The organism is Dactylosporangium roseum (genome assembly GCF_025264685.1).
Taxonomy (GTDB): domain Bacteria; phylum Actinomycetota; class Actinomycetes; order Mycobacteriales; family Micromonosporaceae; genus Dactylosporangium; species Dactylosporangium roseum.
The window spans coordinates 1151821-1167708 of sequence record NZ_CP073721.1 but is presented as its reverse complement, the minus strand read 5'-3'; the positions used below and the strand labels follow the sequence as shown (position 1 = coordinate 1167708).

47 protein-coding genes are annotated in these 15888 nt (G+C 69.5%); 35 read left to right on the top strand and 12 right to left on the bottom strand.

The annotated features are described in order from the left end of the window. Genes Drose_RS05825 through Drose_RS05780 form a run of 10 tightly spaced genes read left to right on the top strand, consistent with a single transcriptional unit; the run spans position 1 to position 3824 of the window. The gene (locus tag Drose_RS05825; protein WP_260727141.1) at positions 1 to 258 is read left to right on the top strand and encodes a hypothetical protein; all 258 of its coding nucleotides are present in this window, start codon (positions 1 to 3) and stop codon (positions 256 to 258) included. Further along, entirely contained in the window at positions 255 to 884 is a 630-nt protein-coding gene (locus tag Drose_RS05820; protein ID WP_260727140.1) for an HD domain-containing protein, read from the top strand. The genes Drose_RS05825 and Drose_RS05820 overlap by 4 nt, the downstream gene beginning before the upstream one ends. Next, positions 884 to 1141: a hypothetical protein gene (locus Drose_RS05815; RefSeq protein WP_260727139.1), complete on the top strand. Its 258-nt coding sequence runs from the start codon at positions 884 to 886 to the stop codon at positions 1139 to 1141. The genes Drose_RS05820 and Drose_RS05815 overlap by 1 nt, the downstream gene beginning before the upstream one ends. Beyond that, positions 1138 to 1407, top strand: a complete 270-nt coding sequence (locus Drose_RS05810; RefSeq protein ID WP_260727138.1) for a hypothetical protein — start codon at positions 1138 to 1140, stop codon at positions 1405 to 1407. Before Drose_RS05815 ends, Drose_RS05810 begins: the two co-directional genes overlap by 4 nt. Next, on the top strand, positions 1404 to 1670 hold the full coding sequence (locus Drose_RS05805; RefSeq protein WP_260727137.1) for a hypothetical protein: 267 nt from the start codon (positions 1404 to 1406) through the stop codon (positions 1668 to 1670). Before Drose_RS05810 ends, Drose_RS05805 begins: the two co-directional genes overlap by 4 nt. Continuing rightward, positions 1667 to 2146: a hypothetical protein gene (locus tag Drose_RS05800; protein WP_260727136.1), complete on the top strand. Its 480-nt coding sequence runs from the start codon at positions 1667 to 1669 to the stop codon at positions 2144 to 2146. The genes Drose_RS05805 and Drose_RS05800 overlap by 4 nt, the downstream gene beginning before the upstream one ends. Then, entirely contained in the window at positions 2143 to 2748 is a 606-nt protein-coding gene (locus tag Drose_RS05795) for a hypothetical protein (protein ID WP_260727135.1), read from the top strand. The genes Drose_RS05800 and Drose_RS05795 overlap by 4 nt, the downstream gene beginning before the upstream one ends. Positions 2749 to 2758: 10 nt before the next feature. Further along, entirely contained in the window at positions 2759 to 3202 is a 444-nt protein-coding gene (locus Drose_RS05790) for an HD domain-containing protein (protein WP_260727134.1), read from the top strand. Beyond that, positions 3199 to 3552 carry a hypothetical protein gene (locus Drose_RS05785; RefSeq protein WP_260727133.1) on the top strand — a complete coding sequence of 118 codons (354 nt, stop codon included), beginning with the start codon at positions 3199 to 3201 and terminating at the stop codon, positions 3550 to 3552. Before Drose_RS05790 ends, Drose_RS05785 begins: the two co-directional genes overlap by 4 nt. After that, positions 3549 to 3824, top strand: coding sequence for a hypothetical protein (locus Drose_RS05780; RefSeq protein WP_260727132.1), 276 nt, complete (start codon positions 3549 to 3551; stop codon positions 3822 to 3824). Before Drose_RS05785 ends, Drose_RS05780 begins: the two co-directional genes overlap by 4 nt. On the opposite strand, the gene Drose_RS05775 is transcribed toward Drose_RS05780, so the two are convergent. Then, entirely contained in the window at positions 3814 to 5034 is a 1221-nt protein-coding gene (locus Drose_RS05775) for a hypothetical protein (protein WP_260727131.1), read from the bottom strand. The two genes, Drose_RS05780 and Drose_RS05775, sit on opposite strands and share 11 nt — an antisense overlap. 24 nt (positions 5035 to 5058) lie before the next feature. Continuing rightward, positions 5059 to 5280 carry a hypothetical protein gene (locus Drose_RS05770; RefSeq protein ID WP_260727130.1) on the bottom strand — a complete coding sequence of 74 codons (222 nt, stop codon included), beginning with the start codon at positions 5278 to 5280 and terminating at the stop codon, positions 5059 to 5061. Positions 5281 to 5377: 97 nt separating this feature from the next. Between Drose_RS05770 and Drose_RS05765 the strand changes: the two genes are divergently transcribed. The 18 genes from Drose_RS05765 (at position 5378) to Drose_RS05680 (ending at position 10252) form a co-directional block, all read left to right on the top strand. Next, positions 5378 to 5572: a hypothetical protein gene (locus Drose_RS05765; protein WP_260727129.1), complete on the top strand. Its 195-nt coding sequence runs from the start codon at positions 5378 to 5380 to the stop codon at positions 5570 to 5572. Then, a complete protein-coding gene (locus Drose_RS05760) occupies positions 5569 to 5916 on the top strand; it encodes a hypothetical protein (protein WP_260727128.1) in 348 nt (115 codons plus the stop codon). The genes Drose_RS05765 and Drose_RS05760 overlap by 4 nt, the downstream gene beginning before the upstream one ends. Positions 5917 to 5918: 2 nt before the next feature. After that, positions 5919 to 6134: a hypothetical protein gene (locus Drose_RS05755; RefSeq protein WP_260727127.1), complete on the top strand. Its 216-nt coding sequence runs from the start codon at positions 5919 to 5921 to the stop codon at positions 6132 to 6134. Then, a complete protein-coding gene (locus Drose_RS05750; RefSeq protein ID WP_260727126.1) occupies positions 6131 to 6328 on the top strand; it encodes a hypothetical protein in 198 nt (65 codons plus the stop codon). The genes Drose_RS05755 and Drose_RS05750 overlap by 4 nt, the downstream gene beginning before the upstream one ends. A gap of 13 nt (positions 6329 to 6341) precedes the next feature. Further along, positions 6342 to 6596, top strand: a complete 255-nt coding sequence (locus Drose_RS05745) for a hypothetical protein (protein ID WP_260727125.1) — start codon at positions 6342 to 6344, stop codon at positions 6594 to 6596. Next, positions 6593 to 6781: a hypothetical protein gene (locus Drose_RS05740; RefSeq protein ID WP_260727124.1), complete on the top strand. Its 189-nt coding sequence runs from the start codon at positions 6593 to 6595 to the stop codon at positions 6779 to 6781. Before Drose_RS05745 ends, Drose_RS05740 begins: the two co-directional genes overlap by 4 nt. Before the next feature lie 9 nt (positions 6782 to 6790). Further along, on the top strand, positions 6791 to 6985 hold the full coding sequence (locus Drose_RS05735) for a hypothetical protein (protein ID WP_260727123.1): 195 nt from the start codon (positions 6791 to 6793) through the stop codon (positions 6983 to 6985). An 11-nt stretch (positions 6986 to 6996) separates the two neighbouring features. Further along, positions 6997 to 7257, top strand: a complete 261-nt coding sequence (locus Drose_RS05730; RefSeq protein WP_260727122.1) for a hypothetical protein — start codon at positions 6997 to 6999, stop codon at positions 7255 to 7257. Next, complete coding sequence (locus Drose_RS05725) at positions 7254 to 7475, top strand: hypothetical protein (RefSeq protein ID WP_260727121.1); 222 nt, start codon at positions 7254 to 7256, stop codon at positions 7473 to 7475. Before Drose_RS05730 ends, Drose_RS05725 begins: the two co-directional genes overlap by 4 nt. Positions 7476 to 7634: 159 nt before the next feature. Next, positions 7635 to 7871 (top strand): hypothetical protein, encoded by a 237-nt coding sequence (locus Drose_RS05720; protein WP_260727120.1) that lies wholly within the window; start codon positions 7635 to 7637, stop codon positions 7869 to 7871. Then, positions 7868 to 8059 carry a hypothetical protein gene (locus Drose_RS05715; RefSeq protein ID WP_260727119.1) on the top strand — a complete coding sequence of 64 codons (192 nt, stop codon included), beginning with the start codon at positions 7868 to 7870 and terminating at the stop codon, positions 8057 to 8059. Before Drose_RS05720 ends, Drose_RS05715 begins: the two co-directional genes overlap by 4 nt. 22 nt (positions 8060 to 8081) lie before the next feature. Continuing rightward, complete coding sequence (locus Drose_RS05710) at positions 8082 to 8411, top strand: hypothetical protein (RefSeq protein WP_260727118.1); 330 nt, start codon at positions 8082 to 8084, stop codon at positions 8409 to 8411. Then, positions 8408 to 8662 carry a hypothetical protein gene (locus tag Drose_RS05705; RefSeq protein ID WP_260727117.1) on the top strand — a complete coding sequence of 85 codons (255 nt, stop codon included), beginning with the start codon at positions 8408 to 8410 and terminating at the stop codon, positions 8660 to 8662. Before Drose_RS05710 ends, Drose_RS05705 begins: the two co-directional genes overlap by 4 nt. Further along, the gene (locus tag Drose_RS05700) at positions 8659 to 9141 is read left to right on the top strand and encodes a hypothetical protein (protein WP_260727116.1); all 483 of its coding nucleotides are present in this window, start codon (positions 8659 to 8661) and stop codon (positions 9139 to 9141) included. Before Drose_RS05705 ends, Drose_RS05700 begins: the two co-directional genes overlap by 4 nt. Further along, positions 9138 to 9407, top strand: a complete 270-nt coding sequence (locus Drose_RS05695) for a hypothetical protein (RefSeq protein WP_260727115.1) — start codon at positions 9138 to 9140, stop codon at positions 9405 to 9407. The genes Drose_RS05700 and Drose_RS05695 overlap by 4 nt, the downstream gene beginning before the upstream one ends. Next, entirely contained in the window at positions 9404 to 9697 is a 294-nt protein-coding gene (locus Drose_RS05690; RefSeq protein WP_260727114.1) for a hypothetical protein, read from the top strand. The genes Drose_RS05695 and Drose_RS05690 overlap by 4 nt, the downstream gene beginning before the upstream one ends. Further along, a complete protein-coding gene (locus Drose_RS05685; protein WP_260727113.1) occupies positions 9684 to 9866 on the top strand; it encodes a hypothetical protein in 183 nt (60 codons plus the stop codon). The genes Drose_RS05690 and Drose_RS05685 overlap by 14 nt, the downstream gene beginning before the upstream one ends. Beyond that, positions 9863 to 10252: a helix-turn-helix domain-containing protein gene (locus tag Drose_RS05680; RefSeq protein WP_260727112.1), complete on the top strand. Its 390-nt coding sequence runs from the start codon at positions 9863 to 9865 to the stop codon at positions 10250 to 10252. Before Drose_RS05685 ends, Drose_RS05680 begins: the two co-directional genes overlap by 4 nt. A 177-nt stretch (positions 10253 to 10429) precedes the next feature. Here Drose_RS05680 and Drose_RS05675 read toward each other — a convergent pair whose 3' ends face one another. Further along, positions 10430 to 10660: a hypothetical protein gene (locus Drose_RS05675; RefSeq protein WP_260727111.1), complete on the bottom strand. Its 231-nt coding sequence runs from the start codon at positions 10658 to 10660 to the stop codon at positions 10430 to 10432. Positions 10661 to 10769: 109 nt separating this feature from the next. Between Drose_RS05675 and Drose_RS05670 the strand changes: the two genes are divergently transcribed. The 6 genes from Drose_RS05670 to Drose_RS05645 all read left to right on the top strand — a co-directional run bounded on the left by Drose_RS05670 (position 10770) and on the right by Drose_RS05645 (position 12904). Then, positions 10770 to 11360 carry a hypothetical protein gene (locus Drose_RS05670; RefSeq protein ID WP_260727110.1) on the top strand — a complete coding sequence of 197 codons (591 nt, stop codon included), beginning with the start codon at positions 10770 to 10772 and terminating at the stop codon, positions 11358 to 11360. Positions 11361 to 11369: 9 nt separating this feature from the next. Then, positions 11370 to 11843 carry a hypothetical protein gene (locus Drose_RS05665; protein ID WP_260727109.1) on the top strand — a complete coding sequence of 158 codons (474 nt, stop codon included), beginning with the start codon at positions 11370 to 11372 and terminating at the stop codon, positions 11841 to 11843. Between the two features lie 11 nt (positions 11844 to 11854). After that, positions 11855 to 12034 carry a hypothetical protein gene (locus tag Drose_RS05660; protein WP_260727108.1) on the top strand — a complete coding sequence of 60 codons (180 nt, stop codon included), beginning with the start codon at positions 11855 to 11857 and terminating at the stop codon, positions 12032 to 12034. Positions 12035 to 12045: 11 nt separating this feature from the next. Continuing rightward, positions 12046 to 12369, top strand: coding sequence for a hypothetical protein (locus Drose_RS05655; protein WP_260727107.1), 324 nt, complete (start codon positions 12046 to 12048; stop codon positions 12367 to 12369). 15 nt (positions 12370 to 12384) lie between these two features. Then, positions 12385 to 12618 (top strand): hypothetical protein, encoded by a 234-nt coding sequence (locus Drose_RS05650; protein WP_260727106.1) that lies wholly within the window; start codon positions 12385 to 12387, stop codon positions 12616 to 12618. Between the two features lie 106 nt (positions 12619 to 12724). Continuing rightward, positions 12725 to 12904, top strand: coding sequence for a hypothetical protein (locus Drose_RS05645; RefSeq protein ID WP_260727105.1), 180 nt, complete (start codon positions 12725 to 12727; stop codon positions 12902 to 12904). Between the two features lie 8 nt (positions 12905 to 12912). Here Drose_RS05645 and Drose_RS05640 read toward each other — a convergent pair whose 3' ends face one another. From Drose_RS05640 to Drose_RS05605, 8 genes are read right to left on the bottom strand one after another with little or no spacing between them, the layout of a single operon-like run. After that, entirely contained in the window at positions 12913 to 13509 is a 597-nt protein-coding gene (locus Drose_RS05640; protein ID WP_260727104.1) for a hypothetical protein, read from the bottom strand. Further along, a complete protein-coding gene (locus tag Drose_RS05635) occupies positions 13476 to 13727 on the bottom strand; it encodes a hypothetical protein (protein ID WP_260727103.1) in 252 nt (83 codons plus the stop codon). Before Drose_RS05635 ends, Drose_RS05640 begins: the two co-directional genes overlap by 34 nt. Continuing rightward, positions 13724 to 13906, bottom strand: coding sequence for a hypothetical protein (locus Drose_RS05630; protein WP_260727102.1), 183 nt, complete (start codon positions 13904 to 13906; stop codon positions 13724 to 13726). The genes Drose_RS05635 and Drose_RS05630 overlap by 4 nt, the downstream gene beginning before the upstream one ends. Before the next feature lie 13 nt (positions 13907 to 13919). Beyond that, entirely contained in the window at positions 13920 to 14135 is a 216-nt protein-coding gene (locus tag Drose_RS05625) for a hypothetical protein (protein ID WP_260727101.1), read from the bottom strand. After that, the gene (locus Drose_RS05620; protein WP_260727100.1) at positions 14132 to 14338 is read right to left on the bottom strand and encodes a hypothetical protein; all 207 of its coding nucleotides are present in this window, start codon (positions 14336 to 14338) and stop codon (positions 14132 to 14134) included. The genes Drose_RS05625 and Drose_RS05620 overlap by 4 nt, the downstream gene beginning before the upstream one ends. After that, a complete protein-coding gene (locus Drose_RS05615; RefSeq protein WP_260727099.1) occupies positions 14335 to 14697 on the bottom strand; it encodes a hypothetical protein in 363 nt (120 codons plus the stop codon). Before Drose_RS05615 ends, Drose_RS05620 begins: the two co-directional genes overlap by 4 nt. Further along, complete coding sequence (locus Drose_RS05610; RefSeq protein WP_260727098.1) at positions 14697 to 14975, bottom strand: hypothetical protein; 279 nt, start codon at positions 14973 to 14975, stop codon at positions 14697 to 14699. The genes Drose_RS05615 and Drose_RS05610 overlap by 1 nt, the downstream gene beginning before the upstream one ends. Then, a complete protein-coding gene (locus Drose_RS05605; RefSeq protein ID WP_260727097.1) occupies positions 14975 to 15211 on the bottom strand; it encodes a hypothetical protein in 237 nt (78 codons plus the stop codon). Before Drose_RS05605 ends, Drose_RS05610 begins: the two co-directional genes overlap by 1 nt. A 115-nt stretch (positions 15212 to 15326) precedes the next feature. Here Drose_RS05605 and Drose_RS05600 point away from each other — a divergent pair, with 115 nt between their 5' ends. Continuing rightward, entirely contained in the window at positions 15327 to 15557 is a 231-nt protein-coding gene (locus tag Drose_RS05600) for a hypothetical protein (RefSeq protein ID WP_260727096.1), read from the top strand. Here Drose_RS05600 and Drose_RS05595 read toward each other — a convergent pair whose 3' ends face one another. After that, positions 15558 to 15857: a hypothetical protein gene (locus Drose_RS05595; RefSeq protein WP_260727095.1), complete on the bottom strand. Its 300-nt coding sequence runs from the start codon at positions 15855 to 15857 to the stop codon at positions 15558 to 15560. Positions 15858 to 15888 lie beyond the last annotated feature (31 nt).

Genomic DNA, 15888 nt, shown 5'->3' with positions numbered 1-15888 from the left:
ATGGGCTACACACTGACCTCCGCCGACGTCGAGGAGCGCGTTGAGGCGCGCCTGAAGGCTCTCCGCCCGACCGACGACCAGATGTGGGACCAAACTCTGAAGGAGCGCGACCAGGCCGAGGAAGTCGCCAACAAGCTGACCGAGGCCGTCGGGCAGTTCCTCGGCGTCGACTTCGGCGGGCACTCCTCCGACAACTGCCCGTGGCGGAATGCCCTGGATGCCCTCAACGACGCTCTCGGAAGCAGGCCGACGCTGTGAGCACGCAGATCCTCGCCGACAGGCTCGTCGACTTGGCCCGGCTGTCGCTGCTGTTCGGCACCATCGACCGGATCACGTTCCACGCGGACGGCACCACGCCCGAGTCGGACACCGACCACACCGTCATGCTCGGGCTGGCCGCGTGCGCGTTCGCCACCGAGCACGTGCCCGGCCTGCGCGTCGGGCTGGTCGCCCAGTTCGCGCTGGTGCACGACCTCGTCGAGGCGTACGCCGGTGATATGCCCACCCTTCGCGCGTTGAGCAGCGACCAGAAGGCGCAGAAGAAGGCCCGCGAGCACGCCGCCTACTCGCGGATCATGAGCGAGTTCGGGCTGGAACTGCCGTGGATTGACCAGACGATCAGCGAGTACGAGCGCCAACTGCTACCGGAGGCCCGGTTCGTGCGGGCACTGGACAAGCTGATGCCGAAGCTGACACACATCCTGAACGACTGCACAACCCTGCGGGCGCAGGGTGTCACCGTCGACGAACTGCGGGCCCGGTACGAGATGCAGGAGCAGGAGCTGCTGGCGTACGCCGCCGACTTCCCGGTGCTCATGGAGTTGCGCGCCGAGCTCGTCGACCGGGTGCTGGCCGCCTACGCGGGGACGGAGGTGGCGGCCTGATGGCCGAGCCCGGAAAGGTTGCGTGGGTTCGCCGGCAGCTCGCCGACGGCGACGTGGTGACCGAGGACGACGCGATCGACCTGCTGGAGCACTACGACCGCCTCCACGCGCTGCTCGGCCAGACTCGTGACGCCCTGCAGTTGGCGTTGGCGTACGCCGAGGGTGAGCTGCCCGACGTGGACGCGGTCACGATGCGCGCCGAGTTCGCGGGCTGCCGCGAGGCGCTGCGGCTGGCGACTGAGGCGGTGCTGCGGTGAGTTCGGGAACCTACCTGTCGGGATTCGCTGGCCTGCTTCGCCGCTGGGCCGACCGGATCTCGCCGGAGACGGCGCCACGCGGCCCGGTCGCCTCGTTCACGTTCGAGCACGAGGAGGGCATCCGGTTCCGCGATGATGGACGCGGCTGCCCGCTGTGGTATCTCGGCGACGCCGACTATGAGCGCGCCCACACCGAGGCCAACACCCGGCATGTGCGGGTCGACTGGCGGTCGATGACCGTGACGCACCCAGGCGGTGAGCGTTGAGCAACGTCCACATCACCACCGACGGCGACACCCTCTGGCTGGAGTGCCACGGCCACCAGATCCGGTCCGTCGAACCCGGCGACACCTGGGACGAGCTACTGGCCGCGGTCCAGCGTCACCAGTGCACCGGCTTCCACGGGCCGGACGGTCCTCGGCACGGCTACATGCACGGCGAGTGCGGCGACTACTGCAACAACCTGGCGTGCCCGGCCGGCCAGACGCACGAGGTGTGCACCCCCGAGTGCGACGGAGACCTGGCGTGAGTGCCGGCACCGACGTCGACTGGCTGCCCCCGACCCAGTACCTGATCTGCGAGCTGCTGGCCGCCCGGCACCGCACCGGCGAAACGTGGTGGCACATCCCGGCGAAGGTGAAGTGGGCGCTGCTCGCGCTCGCCGACGCCGGGCTCGTCGACATCATGGCCGGGCAGCAGCCACGCACGTTCCGGGCCCGGCTGACCGACGCCGGCCGGGCCGCGTTCATGCCGGCCGTGTGGACGCCACCGGCGCCCGGCGACCTGGCCGCGCTGCTCCGGTACGCCGCCGCGGGGCGCCGCGAGTACCTGCCGGGCCTGCCGGAGGACATGCGGCCGCTCGTCGAGGTGGAGATCGGCACGCTCGAGGCCGCCGCGGTCGTTGCCGACGGGCGACTCGACCCGATGTACGACTGGCTGCCGTCGTGGCGGTGGACCGACGACATGAGCCAAGCCCTGAATGACCGAATCAAGGAGACTCTATGACCCCCCTTGCCCTCACGTTCACCGACACGGAGACGATCTCGCTCCACCGCGAGACCCGCCTCGCCTGGGAGATCGCGATGGTCCGCCGCGAGCCCGACGGCACCGAGACCGAGGCCGAGTTCTTCATCGCCGACGTCGACCTGACTCACGCCGACCCGCAGTCCCTCAAGTTCGGCCGCTTCCACGAGCGGTACCGGCAGCAGCACGACGACCGCAGCGACGCCGACGGCGAATACCTGCCGGAGTTCTCCGCCGCCCGCAAGGTCGAGCAGATGACCCGCGGCGCGATGCTGCTCGGCGGGAACCCCGCGTTCGACGACCTGCACCTCGACCGCCTGCTGCGCCGGTATGGACTCTGCCCGTCGTGGCACTATCACCCGTGGGACGTCACCGCCTACGTGGCCGGCGCGCTCGGCGTCCCGGCCGGGGCTGGCCTCAAGTCCGACGACATCTCCCGCATGATCGGCGTTGACCCGGACGCGTTCGACCGCCACACGGCGATGGGCGACGTGCGCTGGCTCATGGCTCAGTACCAGGCCGTTCTTGCGCTGCGTGGAAGCGAGTCCTGGCAGTCTTACGACCCGCTGGCCAACATCGGCTGAGGAGGCCACCATGACCCGCACAGTGAACGACGCCCGCGAGCTTGCCTATGCGGCGCACCGCAGCCAGGTCGACAAGGCCGGCCGCCCCTACTTCGAGCATGTCGCCGAGGTTGCCCGCCGGCTGGAGTATCACAGCGACGAGGCGGTCATGGCCGGCTACCTGCACGACATCGTCGAGGACACCGACGTGACGCTCGACCAGCTACGGGCGATGGGATTCCCCGAGGCTGTCGTGCGGGCCGTGGACGCGGTGACGTGGCGCGAGGGCGAGGACTACATGGGCCTCATCGCACGGGCGGCGGCGGACCCGCTGGGGCGGCTCGTGAAGCTCGCAGACAACGCGACCAACAGCGACGAGGCGCGGCTGGCGCTCCTCGACGAGGCGACCGCAGACCGGCTGCGACGGAAGTACGCCCGGGCCCGCGAGGTGCTGCTGGCCGGATGTGTGGCGTGATCATCAACCTGACCCCGCATCCGATGCACGTCTACTCGTCGACCTGCCCGGACCGGATCGTGCCCGGCGCCGTCGAGCCGGTCGTGATCCTACCGCCGTGTGACCGCCCGCCGCGGCTCGGCGAGACGGAGATCGGCAGGGTGCGGCCGGTCGACGGGGTGCCGGTCGTCGACATCCGGTTCGGCGGCGGTGAGGGTCTTCCGGCGCCCGAGCGGGGCGTGTGGCTGGTCGTGTCGCGCCCGGTGGCGATGGTCAACCGGGACCGCGACGACCTGCTCGTGCCGCACGAGGTGGTGCGGGACCTGGACGGCCGCACGCTCGGCTGCCGGGCGTTTGGGAGGCCGGTGTGACCCCGGAGCAGGCGACCGCGGTCTACGACATCCTGGTCCGGCATGCCGGCGCCCGCGGGGACGGCCGGGACGAGTTCGTGCACCACCTGACGCACGGCTGCACCGAGTTCCGGTTCATGGGCTCGCTCGGGTTCGGCGGGAAGCTGTACGTGGAGCCGGGCCGGTGGCGGGTCGACTGCTATCCGGAGGACTCGACGGCGGCCCGGGAAGCAGCGATCCGGGTCGCGAACGCGGCGCTGAATCGGCTACACGACCAGCTTGTCAAGTTGTAGCTCTTGGCGGCCGGAGCGCGAACGGCAGAAGTGCTAGGTGGATCTCGCGCTCCGGGTCGTCCTTGGCGTGCATGACGAACGCATGCTCACCCTCGGCTGGCGGCGGGGCCGGCCGCTTGTAGTTGGGATGCGCCTTGATCTTCGCTACGGCCTTCCGGATCGCGTCTGTTACGTTGGCGCTGCGGATGAACAGCAGTATCGCCGCTTTGGTGTCGCGCCAGACTAGGTAGCCAAAGAGCTGGTCAAACGCCTCGTCCATCGTCTTCGGACCCTTCCACACCTTGCATTCACCGATGAAGATGTTACGGTCCTCGACGCGAATCAGGATGTCGGTCTTGCCGTCGCCGTTGAACACCTCACCTGCTGCGGCACCCTCGAAGTTGTTGTTCAAGTTGAAAAGCAGAAAGTCTCGAATCTCTTCCTCATTCAGCTTTGCGGCCAGGCGCGGTGACCGTTCCAGCCCGTTTCGCGAGGTGCGGAGTACCGCGAGTGCCGCCCTATAGTCCGCTTCGGCCATCACAGGCTCTGGCACGAAAGGGGCGGCCGATTGCCGGTGACCGCGCTGCGGCCGGATAGCGCGCCGCTGGATGGGGACTGCGTAGGTGTCCGCGTCGGCCCGGCGCCGGATCGGGTATCCGATTGCAGCCTGAAGATTTCGGTCAGCCAAGAGCTTTGCGCGCCGACGCTCGACCATCTCGGGCAGCTCTGCTTGCAACTGTCCATTATGGCGTTCGATCTCTTCCCGCGCCCATCCCAGGTACATCTCGACTTTGTCTACTGCCGCGTTGAGCTCGGCCTCGACTGTGGATGCGCTCTTGCCGTCGCCGACGGCAGAGACCCATATTTCCTGCTCACGCATCTTCTCTACATACGGATAGCTGCCCGTGTGCTTCGAGGTTCGGAGGTCGAGCACTGAGCGGTTGCCGCTGAACGGCACCACGAGGATGAACTTGGTGAAGCGCCTCTCGACCCGGTACGGGTGGTGGCCGCGGCGTTCGACGTCCTCGACCGGGTCTTCCTGCCACGCTTGGTCGCGATGCAGGCGCGGACAGTCGACGGAACCGATGTCCATCAGCTCATCGATTACGTCGGCCACCGGGGTTCCGAGTAGAGAATTCGCTTCCCAATTCTCAAGTCGGGCGACCATCTTCCGGGCCGCTCCTCGAAGGGTCTCGTCGAGCGAGAGATTGCTAAACAGCACCATGTCCATGGGGCAACCCTCTGCCGGTCGTAATCAGTCGTTGTCGCGCCGTGGTCCGTACTTTCGGTTGAGCGTTGCCCTGCTGCGGTTGGTCAGGTCGCACACGACCGTGTCCGGCACGCCTGCGTCGCGGGCTTCGAGGATCAGCTTCCAGGTCTCTTCTTCGGCTCGATCGGCCTTTCGTGCCGCTGCCGCAGCGGCAGCCAGCGCCTTCCGCTGCTCCTCGCTCGCCGGCTGCCACTTCGGCCTGATCATGCGTGGAACGGTACCACTCTGCTGTCTCACTTGACACAACCTCCTTAACTGTTAGTGTTGCAAATGAGACGCTAATGGTCGACCGCAGGAGGCTGCAATGAGCGCCAGCGAGTGGGGCGTCGACCCCGAACTTGACCCGCGCAGCTTCGAGGCCGCCGTCCAATGGCGGGCCGTCCGCGAGGCCGAGAACATCGTCTACCGCGCCGAGCACGCCCCCGGCCCGATGGAGCGGTTCACGAGCAGCCTGTTCGAGCAGGTCCGGCAGGCCCGAGACGAGGAGTTGGCCGAGTGACCGACTACATCGACGTGCCGGCCGCCGCGTGGCAGATCCGTGTCGGTGACCGGCTCGTCCCCGACCGTGGCACGGTCCGTGTCGTCGTCGCCGTCGACCACCGCGACCGGTCCCTGATCACCTGGCCCGGCTTCGACCGCCTGAACGTCGACAACCTCGACCCGCGCGACACGGTCACCCTGCGCTGCCCGACCGAACCCCGGCCACCGTGGTCCTACTACGCGGGGCCGCAGCCCGGTTCCGTCCTCGGCTGCTCGTGCGTCTACCGGCTGGTCGGAGGCACGTGGGAGAAGGCGATCACCCTGCCCGAATGCACCTGGTGCAACCCCGACGAGGAGGACTGACCATGTGCCCCTGCTTCCGCCTGGTCGGCGTCATCTGCGACGCCCACTGCAAGGGCAACGGCTGCCGCGGCGGCGAGCACACCGACCTGTGCGTCGGCCCCGGTCGGCTGCCGATGCTGGAGGCGCTGTATCGGCACGGCATCGTCACCGACCCGGCCGTGATCGTCGCGGTCGCCGAGATCGAGCGCGCGGCCTACGCAGCGGCGAGTGCGCTATGACCGACATGCCCGCCGCGTTCGACCGTGTCGAGGCCGCGATCCAGGCGCAGGCCGCCGGCGGCCGTGAGCACGACAGCCTCGCCGACGCCGCGATCTACACGATCCTCGCCGGCCCGTGCCGCGACCTCGCGGCCGAGCGCCCCGACTACGCCGAGGCATTTCAGGCCCTTGCCGAACGCCTCGGCTACATCTGATGAAGGAGCCCCAATGGATCGACAAGCACGCCGGGAGTTCTGGGATTCCCTCCTGCAGTACCGGCAGGACTGGGCAACAGGCTGGGAGTTTTACGAGTTCCCGAACAGGCGCCGAATGGTCCTGAAAGCCGAAGTCGGCAGCGACAACACCATCGTCACCATCGTCACCTACGACGGCCCAGGCGGAGAGGTGACCGTCACGGCGGCGGTGGAGGAAGTTGACAGGCTGGCCGCCGAGGTCATGGCCATGCCGGAGTGGCATCAGTGAGCGCCGACGCCCGCGTGGCCCGCGCCATTCAGCAGGTCCGCCGGATCGAAAGGCTGCGTCAACTCGACCCGTACGCCGCCGTCAGCCCCGCGCTGCTCGCCGAGTACGAGTCCGTCGTTGACGAGCTGATCGCCGAAGTCAAGGACGCGCTCGTCATCACCGAATACGACATCGAACAAGCCTGAGGAGCCCTCATGTCCGACGACACGATCACCCTGACCATCGAGCAGCACGGCACCACGACCGTCACCGTCAACCGTGCCGAGTACGAGCAGGCGAAAGCCGACGGGACGGTCGACCACCTCCTCGACCACGCCATCTCCGACATGGACTGCGACGTCACGATCACCGAACCCGGCGGCCAAGTCGGATTCGACCCCTACGCCTGAAGGAGGCTGTCATGCCCGTTGACCAGTCGTACCTCGTCGACAACCTCGCCAACCACGGCAGCGGCAGCACGCTGTGGTGGCAGTACGAGTTCCCAAACGGCCGCGAGGTCGGCGTCGCCCCGTCGCACGTCACGGTGCACCCGTTCCGGTTTGACGTCGAATGGGACAGCGACGACGGCGAGCTGTGCACCGCGCAGGGCCTGACCACTGAGCAGGTGGAGGCGAAGCTCGCCGAGATCAAGACACTGCCCGCCGTGGAGGTGTCGGCGTGACCACCTGGTGGCGGAGTCTCGCCAACGACGTCAAGCAGATCGTGTTCGTGGTCGGCTCGGTCATGGCCGGCCTGTACCTGATGTCGATCGGGCTGTGGATCTTGACCGGTTCCCCGGCGGCGTTCGTGTCGGTCGCCGTCATCTCCGGCGTGGTGTTCATTCTCGCCGGGTTGATGCGGCTCGCCGCGCGGCTGTTCCCAACGGGCGGCCCGCAGTGACCGCCGAGCATCGGGCCGCGCAGATCAGGGCGATCGGAGGGGCGGCGACGTGACCGACGTGTGGGCAGAGCCGACGAGCTACACGGTGTGCGCCGTCCCGGAGACGGTGCAGGACTGGGGGCTTTTCGCGATCACCGTCGACCGGGTCGCGCCCGGCCGGTGGGCGGTCCGCCGGCGGCACCGCTGCCTCACCGCCGGCGGCACCGCTGCCTCACCGCCGACGGCGCCTGGGTGTACGAGTCGATCCCGTCGGAGCGTTCCGACGAGTTCCTGGCCCGGACCCGGTTCGACCTGGAGACAGCGCTCGAGATGGCTCGGCAGGCTGCGCCGCACGTGAAGACAAACGGGATCACCGCCGGACGGGCGGCGATCGAATGGGCCGAGGAGGGAGATTGACCAGCCTGTCGTGGACGGAGCAGTGCATCGCCGAGGAGTTCGCCGGTGCCGTGCTGTCGCTGGCGAGCCTGTGCGCCCACCGGCCGCAGCAGGCCGAGCAGTTGCGGCTCGCGGCGGTCGCCCGGCTGGACGAGCAGGGCCGGGCGCTACTGGCGGCGCTGGCCGGGCAGATCGAGGAGGGGTCGTGAACGACGACGAGGAGTACGCGCGATGACGTCCGTGACCGACGTGCCGTACGACGCCGACGGGAACCTGCTGCACTACGCCGACCGCTGGCAAGACGCCCAGTGGCGTGCGAACGAGCCGTTCCTGGCGGTGATGGCGCTCGACGGCATGCGGTCGGGCCGGTCGGCGAAGTATGTGCTGCTCAACGACAGCAGCGGACGCAGCTACCCGATGTTCGTCGCCGACCTGCTCGATCTGCTGCGGCGCTCGAACACGGGCATCCGGGATGGGCGCACGGAAGCGGAGACGTGGATCGTGCGGAAGCGGGGCCGGAACTACGGGGTGGCGCTGGCGCCGGCGGGGAGGACGTCGTGAATGTCACCGCCGCGTACGTCCGAGGCCACCATCCAGTGCTGCCGGGAAACCTGCTCGCCGGTGGCACGCTCACCGTCGACGGCGTCACCATCGACATCCCGGCAGGTGTGCCCCCTCAGGAGCCTACCGCCGAGGAGAAGCTGACCGAGGCGCTGGCCAAGGTCGGGTACCGATTCGCGTACAGCTATCCCGGTTCGGTGGAACTGCCGGACGATGACGGCGTGTTCAAGGTCTGGGTGGTGCCGGCGTGACCGGGGCCGGCCCGACGTTCCTCGCCGCGGTCCTGGCCGAGACGTTCGAGGAGTACGCCGAGGACGCGGTTGCGGCCGAGGCCGGGCAGGCGCTGCACGACGCGCTGACCAGCCACGGGTATGGGATCGCGCCGATCGGCGAGCTGACGACGGAACGCGCCACATTGAATGCTGCCGCGACCGGGCTGGTCCGCCGGTTCGCCGGCGCGATGAGCCACCTCGGCACCGATCTGGACCGCATCGCCCGGGCGATGGCCGCGATGGACGTCGACCCGGATGAGGTGCGGCGGGTCGAGGACGGGGCCTGGGCGTCGGTGTGGCTGCACGGTGACTGGCGGTGGCTGACCAAGAAGATGACCACCGAGGAGCGGACGGCGGCGGCTGACGCGGTCGAGCGGGACTGGGCGCGCACCGAGGCCGACGATCCGGGGCTGACGCACGAGGCGTCCCGGGAGGATCTGCGATGGTGGGAGGCATGAGCGACAGTCCTCTGGCGAACCCTGCCGTCCGTGATGCGATCCGGCTTCTCCGCGAGTGCGGGGTGACACCTGAGCAGTACGCGGCAGCGCAGCTCACCGAGTCGTGGAAGCTGGACGGCCGGGCATACCCGGACCGGGATGCCGCGTTCACCGCTGCGCAGCGCCAGGCCGACGAGACCGGCAAGCAGGTCGAGGTGTGGCTGGAGTTCGGCGAGGAAGCCGACTGGGCTGCCGAATCGTGGATCGTTGAGCCGGGTGGGTTGTGACCGGGCCGGACGCCTACCAGCGCGAGCTGGCCCGCGTCGTCGGTGAGGCGGCCCGCCGGCACCGTGAGCGCCTCGACGAGCTTGCGGCGGTTATGCCGGTCGGTGCGACGCTGTGCGTGCATGACGAGCCGTCGAGCAGTGACGGGTGCGCGTTCACGATCCGGGCGAAGGTGCACGTCCTGGCGGCCGGCGAGGGCTGCGACGAGCCGGTGCGGCGGGCCCAGTACGGGCCGATGACGGCCGAGATTCAGGCGCAGATGATTCGAGAGGCGCCCAATGTCGACGGTTGACCCACGCCGTGTCGGCGACGAGCTGCCGTTGACCTGCGAGTGCCGGCCGCCGAAGCATGCCCGGGGCGTCAGCCGCTGCACCGACCGGGACGTGGAGTGCGAGCTGCGCGAGAACCGCGAGGGGCGGATCGTGCTGAAGGTTGTCGAGGACGAGAGGCGGCCGGCGTGACCGAGGACCAGATCGACCGGTTCTACGCCGATGCCGGGCAGCGGATCAACCGTGCCCGGCGTTCGGCCGGGCTGACGCAGGCGCAGTTGGCCGCGGCCGCGGGTCTCACCCGGTCGTCGGTGGCGAACGTCGAGGCCGGCCGGCAGCGGATACCGCTGCATGTGCTCGCCGGGGCCGCGGCCGCGATGCGGGTCGACCCGGGCGAGCTGTTCTCCCCAGCGCTGCTCGCCGACGAGCCAGGCGGGACAGTGGTCACGCTGCCGCTGCTGCCCGCCGACCCGCCGAGCACCCACCAGTTCGTCGGGGGCGCGCTGGCGTCGGTGGGCATGACGGTGCGGTGGGTGGCGGAATCTAGTCCACCGGCGATCGTTCCACAACGACGGTGACCCGCGTTGGTGGCGCCTGAAACCCTCCCGGAGCGAACGACCATATGACGTCCGTGACCTTGTAGTCGTCGCGGTTGATGCTGATCGTGTCACCGACCCGGGGGACGTCACCTGACTCGCCGATGTAGTCGTGGAAGGGCGCCTCGGGGGCCGTCTTCGGCGCGATGTGAACCTGGATCATGGCGCTGCCGCCCCCCGTTTGTCGGAGTCGTTTCCGGAGACCGGATCGTACTTTGCAACTGTTACTCGACTTAGCCCGGTAGCAGCGGCGATCTTCTCCTGGGTGACTCCAGCACGTCGGGCTACGGGGATTTCGTCCTGGATCTCTTTGAGGTTCTCCTTGGTGTCGGCAAGCAGTTTGGCTCGTCGCTTGCCGAGCCTGGTGAGACGGGTCAGGTCATACTCCATGTGCGCGAGTATCCCACGCTGAAATGCGATCGTCTATGCAAACGACTTTACACGTTTGGACGACCGTAGACTCTTGTGATCTTGTAAAGCAGTTTGCATACTGCTTTACATGACGCACACGGCGACCGCCCCGCTCACCATCCCCGCCGAGGGCCTGGTCCACACCAACGGCGACGTCGTTCTGGCCGTCCGTCCCCACCCCGTCGCCGGCTTCCGCATCGAGGCCCGCCGCAACGACTTCATCGCCCCGGAGCTGTGCTCCACCCACACCTTCGAGGTCGACGCGCGCCGCGTCTGGGCCGCCCTGCTCGAGCAGTACCCGGCCAGCCCCGCGCCCGAGCCGACCCCGGCCGCGCCCGCCATCCCCGCGCAGCGCCTCGCGCCCGTCGCGAAGGGCCGCCAGACCAAGGTCTCCGACCCGGGCCATACGGCGCTGGCCGTGGCCGAGATGTACGGCCGGGTCGAGCGCGGCGGCAAGGCCGGCCAGGCGTCCGTCAAGGTTCTCACCGCCCTCGCGAAGCGCGGCTACCTGGCCCTCACCTACCAGACCGGCCGCCGAGACGCCCGCCGCGTCGTCACCGGCGGCACCATCACCGGCCCCGGCCGCACCCGCCTCAACCAGCTCACCGCCGCCGAGCGCGAGGTGGCCGAGCACGCCGCCCGGCTCGCCACCGCCCTGACCATCAACGTCGCCGCCTGAGGAGCCCCCATGCGCCGCACCGTCACCAACACCGCCGACCGGATCCGCACCCTCGACCTGCTGGAGATGGACGCCGACCTGCAGCGCCAGACGCCGGTGAAGCTCCCCAAGGTCGTCCTCGTCGAGGACATCGCCGCGTGCCTCAACCACGGCGCCTGCCTGGCCGTCGCCGTCTCCAACCCGCACGGCGCCATGAGCGACGAGCCCGCCGCGGTCCTGCACATCCTCGCCGGCGCCATCCACACGTGGACCGGCAACTACGCCGAGGTCAACTGCGTCGGGTTCCGGCCCGGCGGCGTTGACTTCACCCGGCGCGCCGTCCACGTCGACACCGCCCCCGCCACGGAGATCGGCGCGACCGTCGCGCACCCGCGGACCGGCCGCCCGATCGTTGTGCACCGCGTCGACCGGACGCTCACCACGATCGGCGTCCGGTACGCCGACGACACGTACGCCGTCTACCCGCGCACCAAAGCCGCCTGAGGAGCACCCCGATGAACTTCAGCCCGATGCTGCGCCACTACCCCGCCGCCGACGTGCTCGTCGCGATCCGCGCGAGCATCACCGACCCGTACCGCCCCGCCCCTCGCGCGCCGCAAGCCGACCCCTGGTTCGGCGGCGACCCCCTCTACCTCACCGCATGGGCCGGACTCGCGGCCGAGATCCCCGCCTGAAGGAGCCCGCCATGGACTACACCGCCGCGAACCAGGCCGCCGACGTCGAGCGCCTGCGGGTCGCCGCCCGGCAGCTACTCACCGCGAGCCGCCCCGACAACCGCCTGTGCAGCGTCGTGCTCGCCGAGCAATGGTCGTCGACGGCGCCGCGCTGCCCCGAGCTGGCCGCGCACTACGTGTGCCTCGACAACTACCGGGTCGGCATGCTCGCCGAGGGCGTGTTCGAGCCGGCCACGTCGTACACCCGGCTGTGCGTCAGCCACGAGCAGCAGGTACGGAGTGAGCCTGGATGGCGGTGGTCGGAGCGGCTCGCGGACCCGAGCGACGCCACCTGAGGAAGGATGGTCAGCATGTCGCACACCACCAGCTACACCACCGGGGACGGCGTCGAGACGCGGTTCCACGCCAACGCCGATGGCAGTGGCGACGTCACCATATCGGTGCACACGCCCGGCCGCGTCGAACGGGTCGAGGTGCCGTTCGAGCACCTGAAGGCGTTCGTGCTCAGCCACCTGCGCGACGAGAAGATCCGGCACCTAGAGGCAGCCACCGGTGCCGAGCTGGAGCGGCTCCTGATCGACTGAGGTTCCAGCATCTTCCAGCCTTGTGGATAACCCCTGTGGATAACTACAGCCGTGTAGTTCGCCCGCCGAGCCCCACGAGGGCCGGCGGGCGTCGTACGTTCAGGCCATGGGGGCGATGGAGACGGCCGACGGGAAGTGGCGGGTCGAGGTCGGCGGCACCGGGACCGTGGTCGTCTGGTACACGCTGCACGGGCCCGGTGTGCGGCGGAACCTGCCGAGCCTCAACGCGCTCGTCGCGGCGCTCGCCGAGCACGGCATCGACGTGGGCGAGCTGCGTGAGATTTAGCCGGCGGGCTAAAAGAGGGTTGAAGGCTTCAGCGTCTCGACGCACGAGCAGCCCAGTCCGCACACCACCTGCGCGGCCGGGTCGAGGTGCACGACCGGCAGCTCGAGCCGCGCCGCCTTCTTCACCGCCGAGTGAGTGCCGCCGCTGCGCTTCCGGGCATCCCAGCACGCAAACAGCCCTTCGGCGCGGAGGAGTTCGTCGTTGCGGCCATGCAGCAGCGCGGCGGCGTGCTGATTCGACGTGGGATTCGGCCCGCACACGATCTCCGACTCCGCGGCGGCCCGCAGCCGGCGCCACTCGGCGACGTCGCGAGGGTCGCGCCACACCTCCGGCTGCGACTCGAACGGGATGACGGCCCGCAGCGGGATGCCGAGATCGACGGCGGCAGAGGCCAGCACAAGGTCCCAGCCCAACGCCATCCCTGACCACACCTCTTCGGTGTCGTGGTGCTCGGCCAGCCACAACAGCCCGGCTCTGGCCTTCGCCCGCACCCACGGCATCTGGGCGGGCGTGATGCCGTCCGGGTTGGTGCGGGTCGCCGGGCGGTGGCCGGTCCCGGCGACCGTGCGCATCACGGCGCCGACGTCCTCAGCCAGTGCCCGCACGCGGCGCACAGGTCAAGCCACCGCGGCCCCAGTCTGGTCCCCGCGATGAACGCCTCCTGCGCCCGCCGGCCGCACCGGAGGCATGAGTGGATCTCGTCTTGGGTGCGGCGGCGGGTCGCGTCGCCGATCCCGTCCGCCGGGGCGGGCGGCAACAGGGTCGGCTCCGCAGCGAGGAGGCGCAGGAAGCCCTCGACGTCCGGGGGTGGGGTCGCGGTCACGGCGACCCCTGCGCTGCCTCGTTGAGCGCTTCCTTCGCCGCGGCGATGTGCTGCCGGGCCCGGCGCAGCGCCTCCGCGCGGTCGCCACGCGGCGGGTCGTCGACGTCGGAGTGCAGCCAGTCCTGGGCGTCGCCGAGCAGCTTGTACGCGTTGGAGCGGACCGTCTCGAACCGTGGCATGTCGGTCTCCTCGTCAGGCTGCGACAGGCTCAACGGCCCGGATGGTGTGGTCATCGCCGAACATGGCGTCACCGGCGGTGTCGTCGGCCAACCGGGCGGAGTCGTACGGGGCCAGGCCGCGCAGGCTGCGCGGCGTGGCGAGCCGGATGTGGGCGAGGTGGATGTCGTGGCGGCGGGCCGCGTCGACGTAGCGGACCACCTCGGCGTCGATCGCCGCGTCGCGGGTCATGCCGGGCACCCCTGTTCGATCCAGCGCTTCGCGGCAACCGTCACCACGATCGCATTCGTCATAGCCGGGTTCTGCTCACGCAGCACGCGGGGCACATCCAGCCAGTCATGGCCGTCCATCAGCAGCACCGCGGCGGCGTCGATTTCGTGCTGCGGCCATTCCTGCGGGCCGTGGTCGCCGACGATCTGGTAGGTGGCGGTCATGACGCACCGCCCCCGACGCGCAGGATGGTGGCCCGTCCGGAGCGGATCAGATCGTCAACCTCGGCGTCGTCGTAGAGGTTGACGTACATGACGTCCGTGGTCCCAACCCATGGCATCGAGGGCTCGGAGGTGACCCCGGACTTGAGGAAGACAGCGAAGTCAGTGGCAATGACCGATCTCAGCGGCAGGCTGGCCGCCGGCGGCCGGGCCATGGCCCAGTCGACCGCAGCGAGCGCCGTCTGGAGGTCGCAGCCGGTCGCCGACCGGACGGCCCTCGTCGCCAGGAGCCGGGCGCCAGGCTCGGAGCGTCCGATCTCGTCGAGGGCTTTCAGTGCGTGGGTGCGGTGAACGTCGGCCATCACGACCCCTTCGGCGCGGCGCGGAAATGGATGACGTGCGTGTACGGCAGGTCCAGCGCGGTTACGTCCTCCTCGCGGTGGCTGGTGTGCCCGTCAACCCGCCAGCCGACCGTCGCCAAGGCCTCGTTGACGCGGTGCCAGAACAGGACACCGCCGACCGGAGACCGTTCGGGGACAAGCGGGGCGTCGGCGTCGTCGAGGGGCATGACGTAAACGCGGCTGTCCGCGGTGAGCCGGAAATTCGCGTTGGTGGTGACGTAGGCGTTGAGGCCGGGCATCAGGCGTCCAGTCCCGCCAGCCACGCGCGGCCGGCGTCCGTGAGCTCGAACGTGGGGATGCGGCCCCGCGCGCCGCGCTCGATCAGTCCCTCGGTGAACGCCAGGTCACGGACGGGCTTGTGCTCGGAGATCCGGTTGAAGTAGGCGGCAGTGACCCAGCCGCCCATCGCGGCGACGTGCCGCAGGTGGTAGGCCAGGGTGTCGCGGGTCCGGCGGTCGACGGTGGACAGATCCATGGGGCTCCTCAGCGACTCGATGACTGCTCACTCCAGTTTGCAAACTGGAGTTGTTGCTGTCAACCGCACTTGGAGCACATTGCTGTGCCAACTGGAGTGTGCAATCATCGTGACCATGGACGAACGCGCCCAGAAGCTCCGCCGTGCCGTAACCAGGTACCGGCGCGAGCAGAAGCGCGCCGACGACATCAAGGCCAAGGCCAGCGACGAACTCAAGCAGGCCATCCGCGAGGCATACGCCGACGGCATGAAGAAGGCCGACATTCTGCGCGGCATCGACCACGAGTGGTCCCGCACCTGGGTCGACCATGCCGTCGGCGGCGTGAAGAAGGCGGCCGAGCAGTAGTCAGCTCACCCGGGCCGCATGCCGCCGCGCCTCGATCATCGTCAGCGCCACCCGCGCCGCAGCCGCCGCCAGCCACTCCTGGCGCCCACGCCACCCCACCACGCCGACCGTCACCGCACCCGACGCGTACTGGCGCAGCAGCACCGACGCCACCTTGCGTCCCTCGTCGTCGGTCACGACCCACTCGCGCTGATGGCAGCCGCCGACACCGATCATCTCGAGACTGCACAGCCTGGTTTCGCACCAGGCCGGGTGCTCCAACTCGGCGCGGCCACGCGGACGGGGCGCGGACTCGGGCACGGCACCTCCAGAGGGGGCGCGACGGCCGGGT

Bases quoted from the DNA above. Each gene is read 5' to 3' on its own strand.
- Drose_RS05670 (WP_260727110.1), top strand. From the start codon at position 10,770: ATGACGCACACGGCGACCGCCCCGCTCACCATCCCCGCCGAGGGCCTG.
- Drose_RS05630 (WP_260727102.1), bottom strand. From the start codon at position 13,906: ATGCCACGGTTCGAGACGGTCCGCTCCAACGCGTACAAGCTGCTCGGC.
- Drose_RS05745 (WP_260727125.1), top strand. From the start codon at position 6,342: ATGGATCGACAAGCACGCCGGGAGTTCTGGGATTCCCTCCTGCAGTAC.
- Drose_RS05735 (WP_260727123.1), top strand. From the start codon at position 6,791: ATGTCCGACGACACGATCACCCTGACCATCGAGCAGCACGGCACCACG.
- Drose_RS05625 (WP_260727101.1), bottom strand. From the start codon at position 14,135: ATGACCCGCGACGCGGCGATCGACGCCGAGGTGGTCCGCTACGTCGAC.
- Drose_RS05815 (WP_260727139.1), top strand. From the start codon at position 884: ATGGCCGAGCCCGGAAAGGTTGCGTGGGTTCGCCGGCAGCTCGCCGAC.
- Drose_RS05665 (WP_260727109.1), top strand. From the start codon at position 11,370: ATGCGCCGCACCGTCACCAACACCGCCGACCGGATCCGCACCCTCGAC.
- Drose_RS05770 (WP_260727130.1), bottom strand. From the start codon at position 5,280: ATGATCAGGCCGAAGTGGCAGCCGGCGAGCGAGGAGCAGCGGAAGGCG.
- Drose_RS05600 (WP_260727096.1), top strand. From the start codon at position 15,327: ATGGACGAACGCGCCCAGAAGCTCCGCCGTGCCGTAACCAGGTACCGG.
- Drose_RS05790 (WP_260727134.1), top strand. From the start codon at position 2,759: ATGACCCGCACAGTGAACGACGCCCGCGAGCTTGCCTATGCGGCGCAC.
- Drose_RS05825 (WP_260727141.1), top strand. From the start codon at position 1: ATGGGCTACACACTGACCTCCGCCGACGTCGAGGAGCGCGTTGAGGCG.
- Drose_RS05650 (WP_260727106.1), top strand. From the start codon at position 12,385: ATGTCGCACACCACCAGCTACACCACCGGGGACGGCGTCGAGACGCGG.
- Drose_RS05685 (WP_260727113.1), top strand. From the start codon at position 9,684: ATGTCGACGGTTGACCCACGCCGTGTCGGCGACGAGCTGCCGTTGACC.
- Drose_RS05755 (WP_260727127.1), top strand. From the start codon at position 5,919: ATGTGCCCCTGCTTCCGCCTGGTCGGCGTCATCTGCGACGCCCACTGC.
- Drose_RS05795 (WP_260727135.1), top strand. From the start codon at position 2,143: ATGACCCCCCTTGCCCTCACGTTCACCGACACGGAGACGATCTCGCTC.
- Drose_RS05660 (WP_260727108.1), top strand. From the start codon at position 11,855: ATGAACTTCAGCCCGATGCTGCGCCACTACCCCGCCGCCGACGTGCTC.
- Drose_RS05620 (WP_260727100.1), bottom strand. From the start codon at position 14,338: ATGACCGCCACCTACCAGATCGTCGGCGACCACGGCCCGCAGGAATGG.
- Drose_RS05675 (WP_260727111.1), bottom strand. From the start codon at position 10,660: ATGGAGTATGACCTGACCCGTCTCACCAGGCTCGGCAAGCGACGAGCC.
- Drose_RS05610 (WP_260727098.1), bottom strand. From the start codon at position 14,975: ATGCCCGGCCTCAACGCCTACGTCACCACCAACGCGAATTTCCGGCTC.
- Drose_RS05655 (WP_260727107.1), top strand. From the start codon at position 12,046: ATGGACTACACCGCCGCGAACCAGGCCGCCGACGTCGAGCGCCTGCGG.
- Drose_RS05695 (WP_260727115.1), top strand. From the start codon at position 9,138: ATGAGCGACAGTCCTCTGGCGAACCCTGCCGTCCGTGATGCGATCCGG.
- Drose_RS05765 (WP_260727129.1), top strand. From the start codon at position 5,378: ATGAGCGCCAGCGAGTGGGGCGTCGACCCCGAACTTGACCCGCGCAGC.
- Drose_RS05615 (WP_260727099.1), bottom strand. From the start codon at position 14,697: ATGGCCGACGTTCACCGCACCCACGCACTGAAAGCCCTCGACGAGATC.
- Drose_RS05710 (WP_260727118.1), top strand. From the start codon at position 8,082: ATGACGTCCGTGACCGACGTGCCGTACGACGCCGACGGGAACCTGCTG.
- Drose_RS05605 (WP_260727097.1), bottom strand. From the start codon at position 15,211: ATGGATCTGTCCACCGTCGACCGCCGGACCCGCGACACCCTGGCCTAC.
- Drose_RS05750 (WP_260727126.1), top strand. From the start codon at position 6,131: ATGACCGACATGCCCGCCGCGTTCGACCGTGTCGAGGCCGCGATCCAG.
- Drose_RS05730 (WP_260727122.1), top strand. From the start codon at position 6,997: ATGCCCGTTGACCAGTCGTACCTCGTCGACAACCTCGCCAACCACGGC.
- Drose_RS05775 (WP_260727131.1), bottom strand. From the start codon at position 5,034: ATGGACATGGTGCTGTTTAGCAATCTCTCGCTCGACGAGACCCTTCGA.
- Drose_RS05645 (WP_260727105.1), top strand. From the start codon at position 12,725: ATGGGGGCGATGGAGACGGCCGACGGGAAGTGGCGGGTCGAGGTCGGC.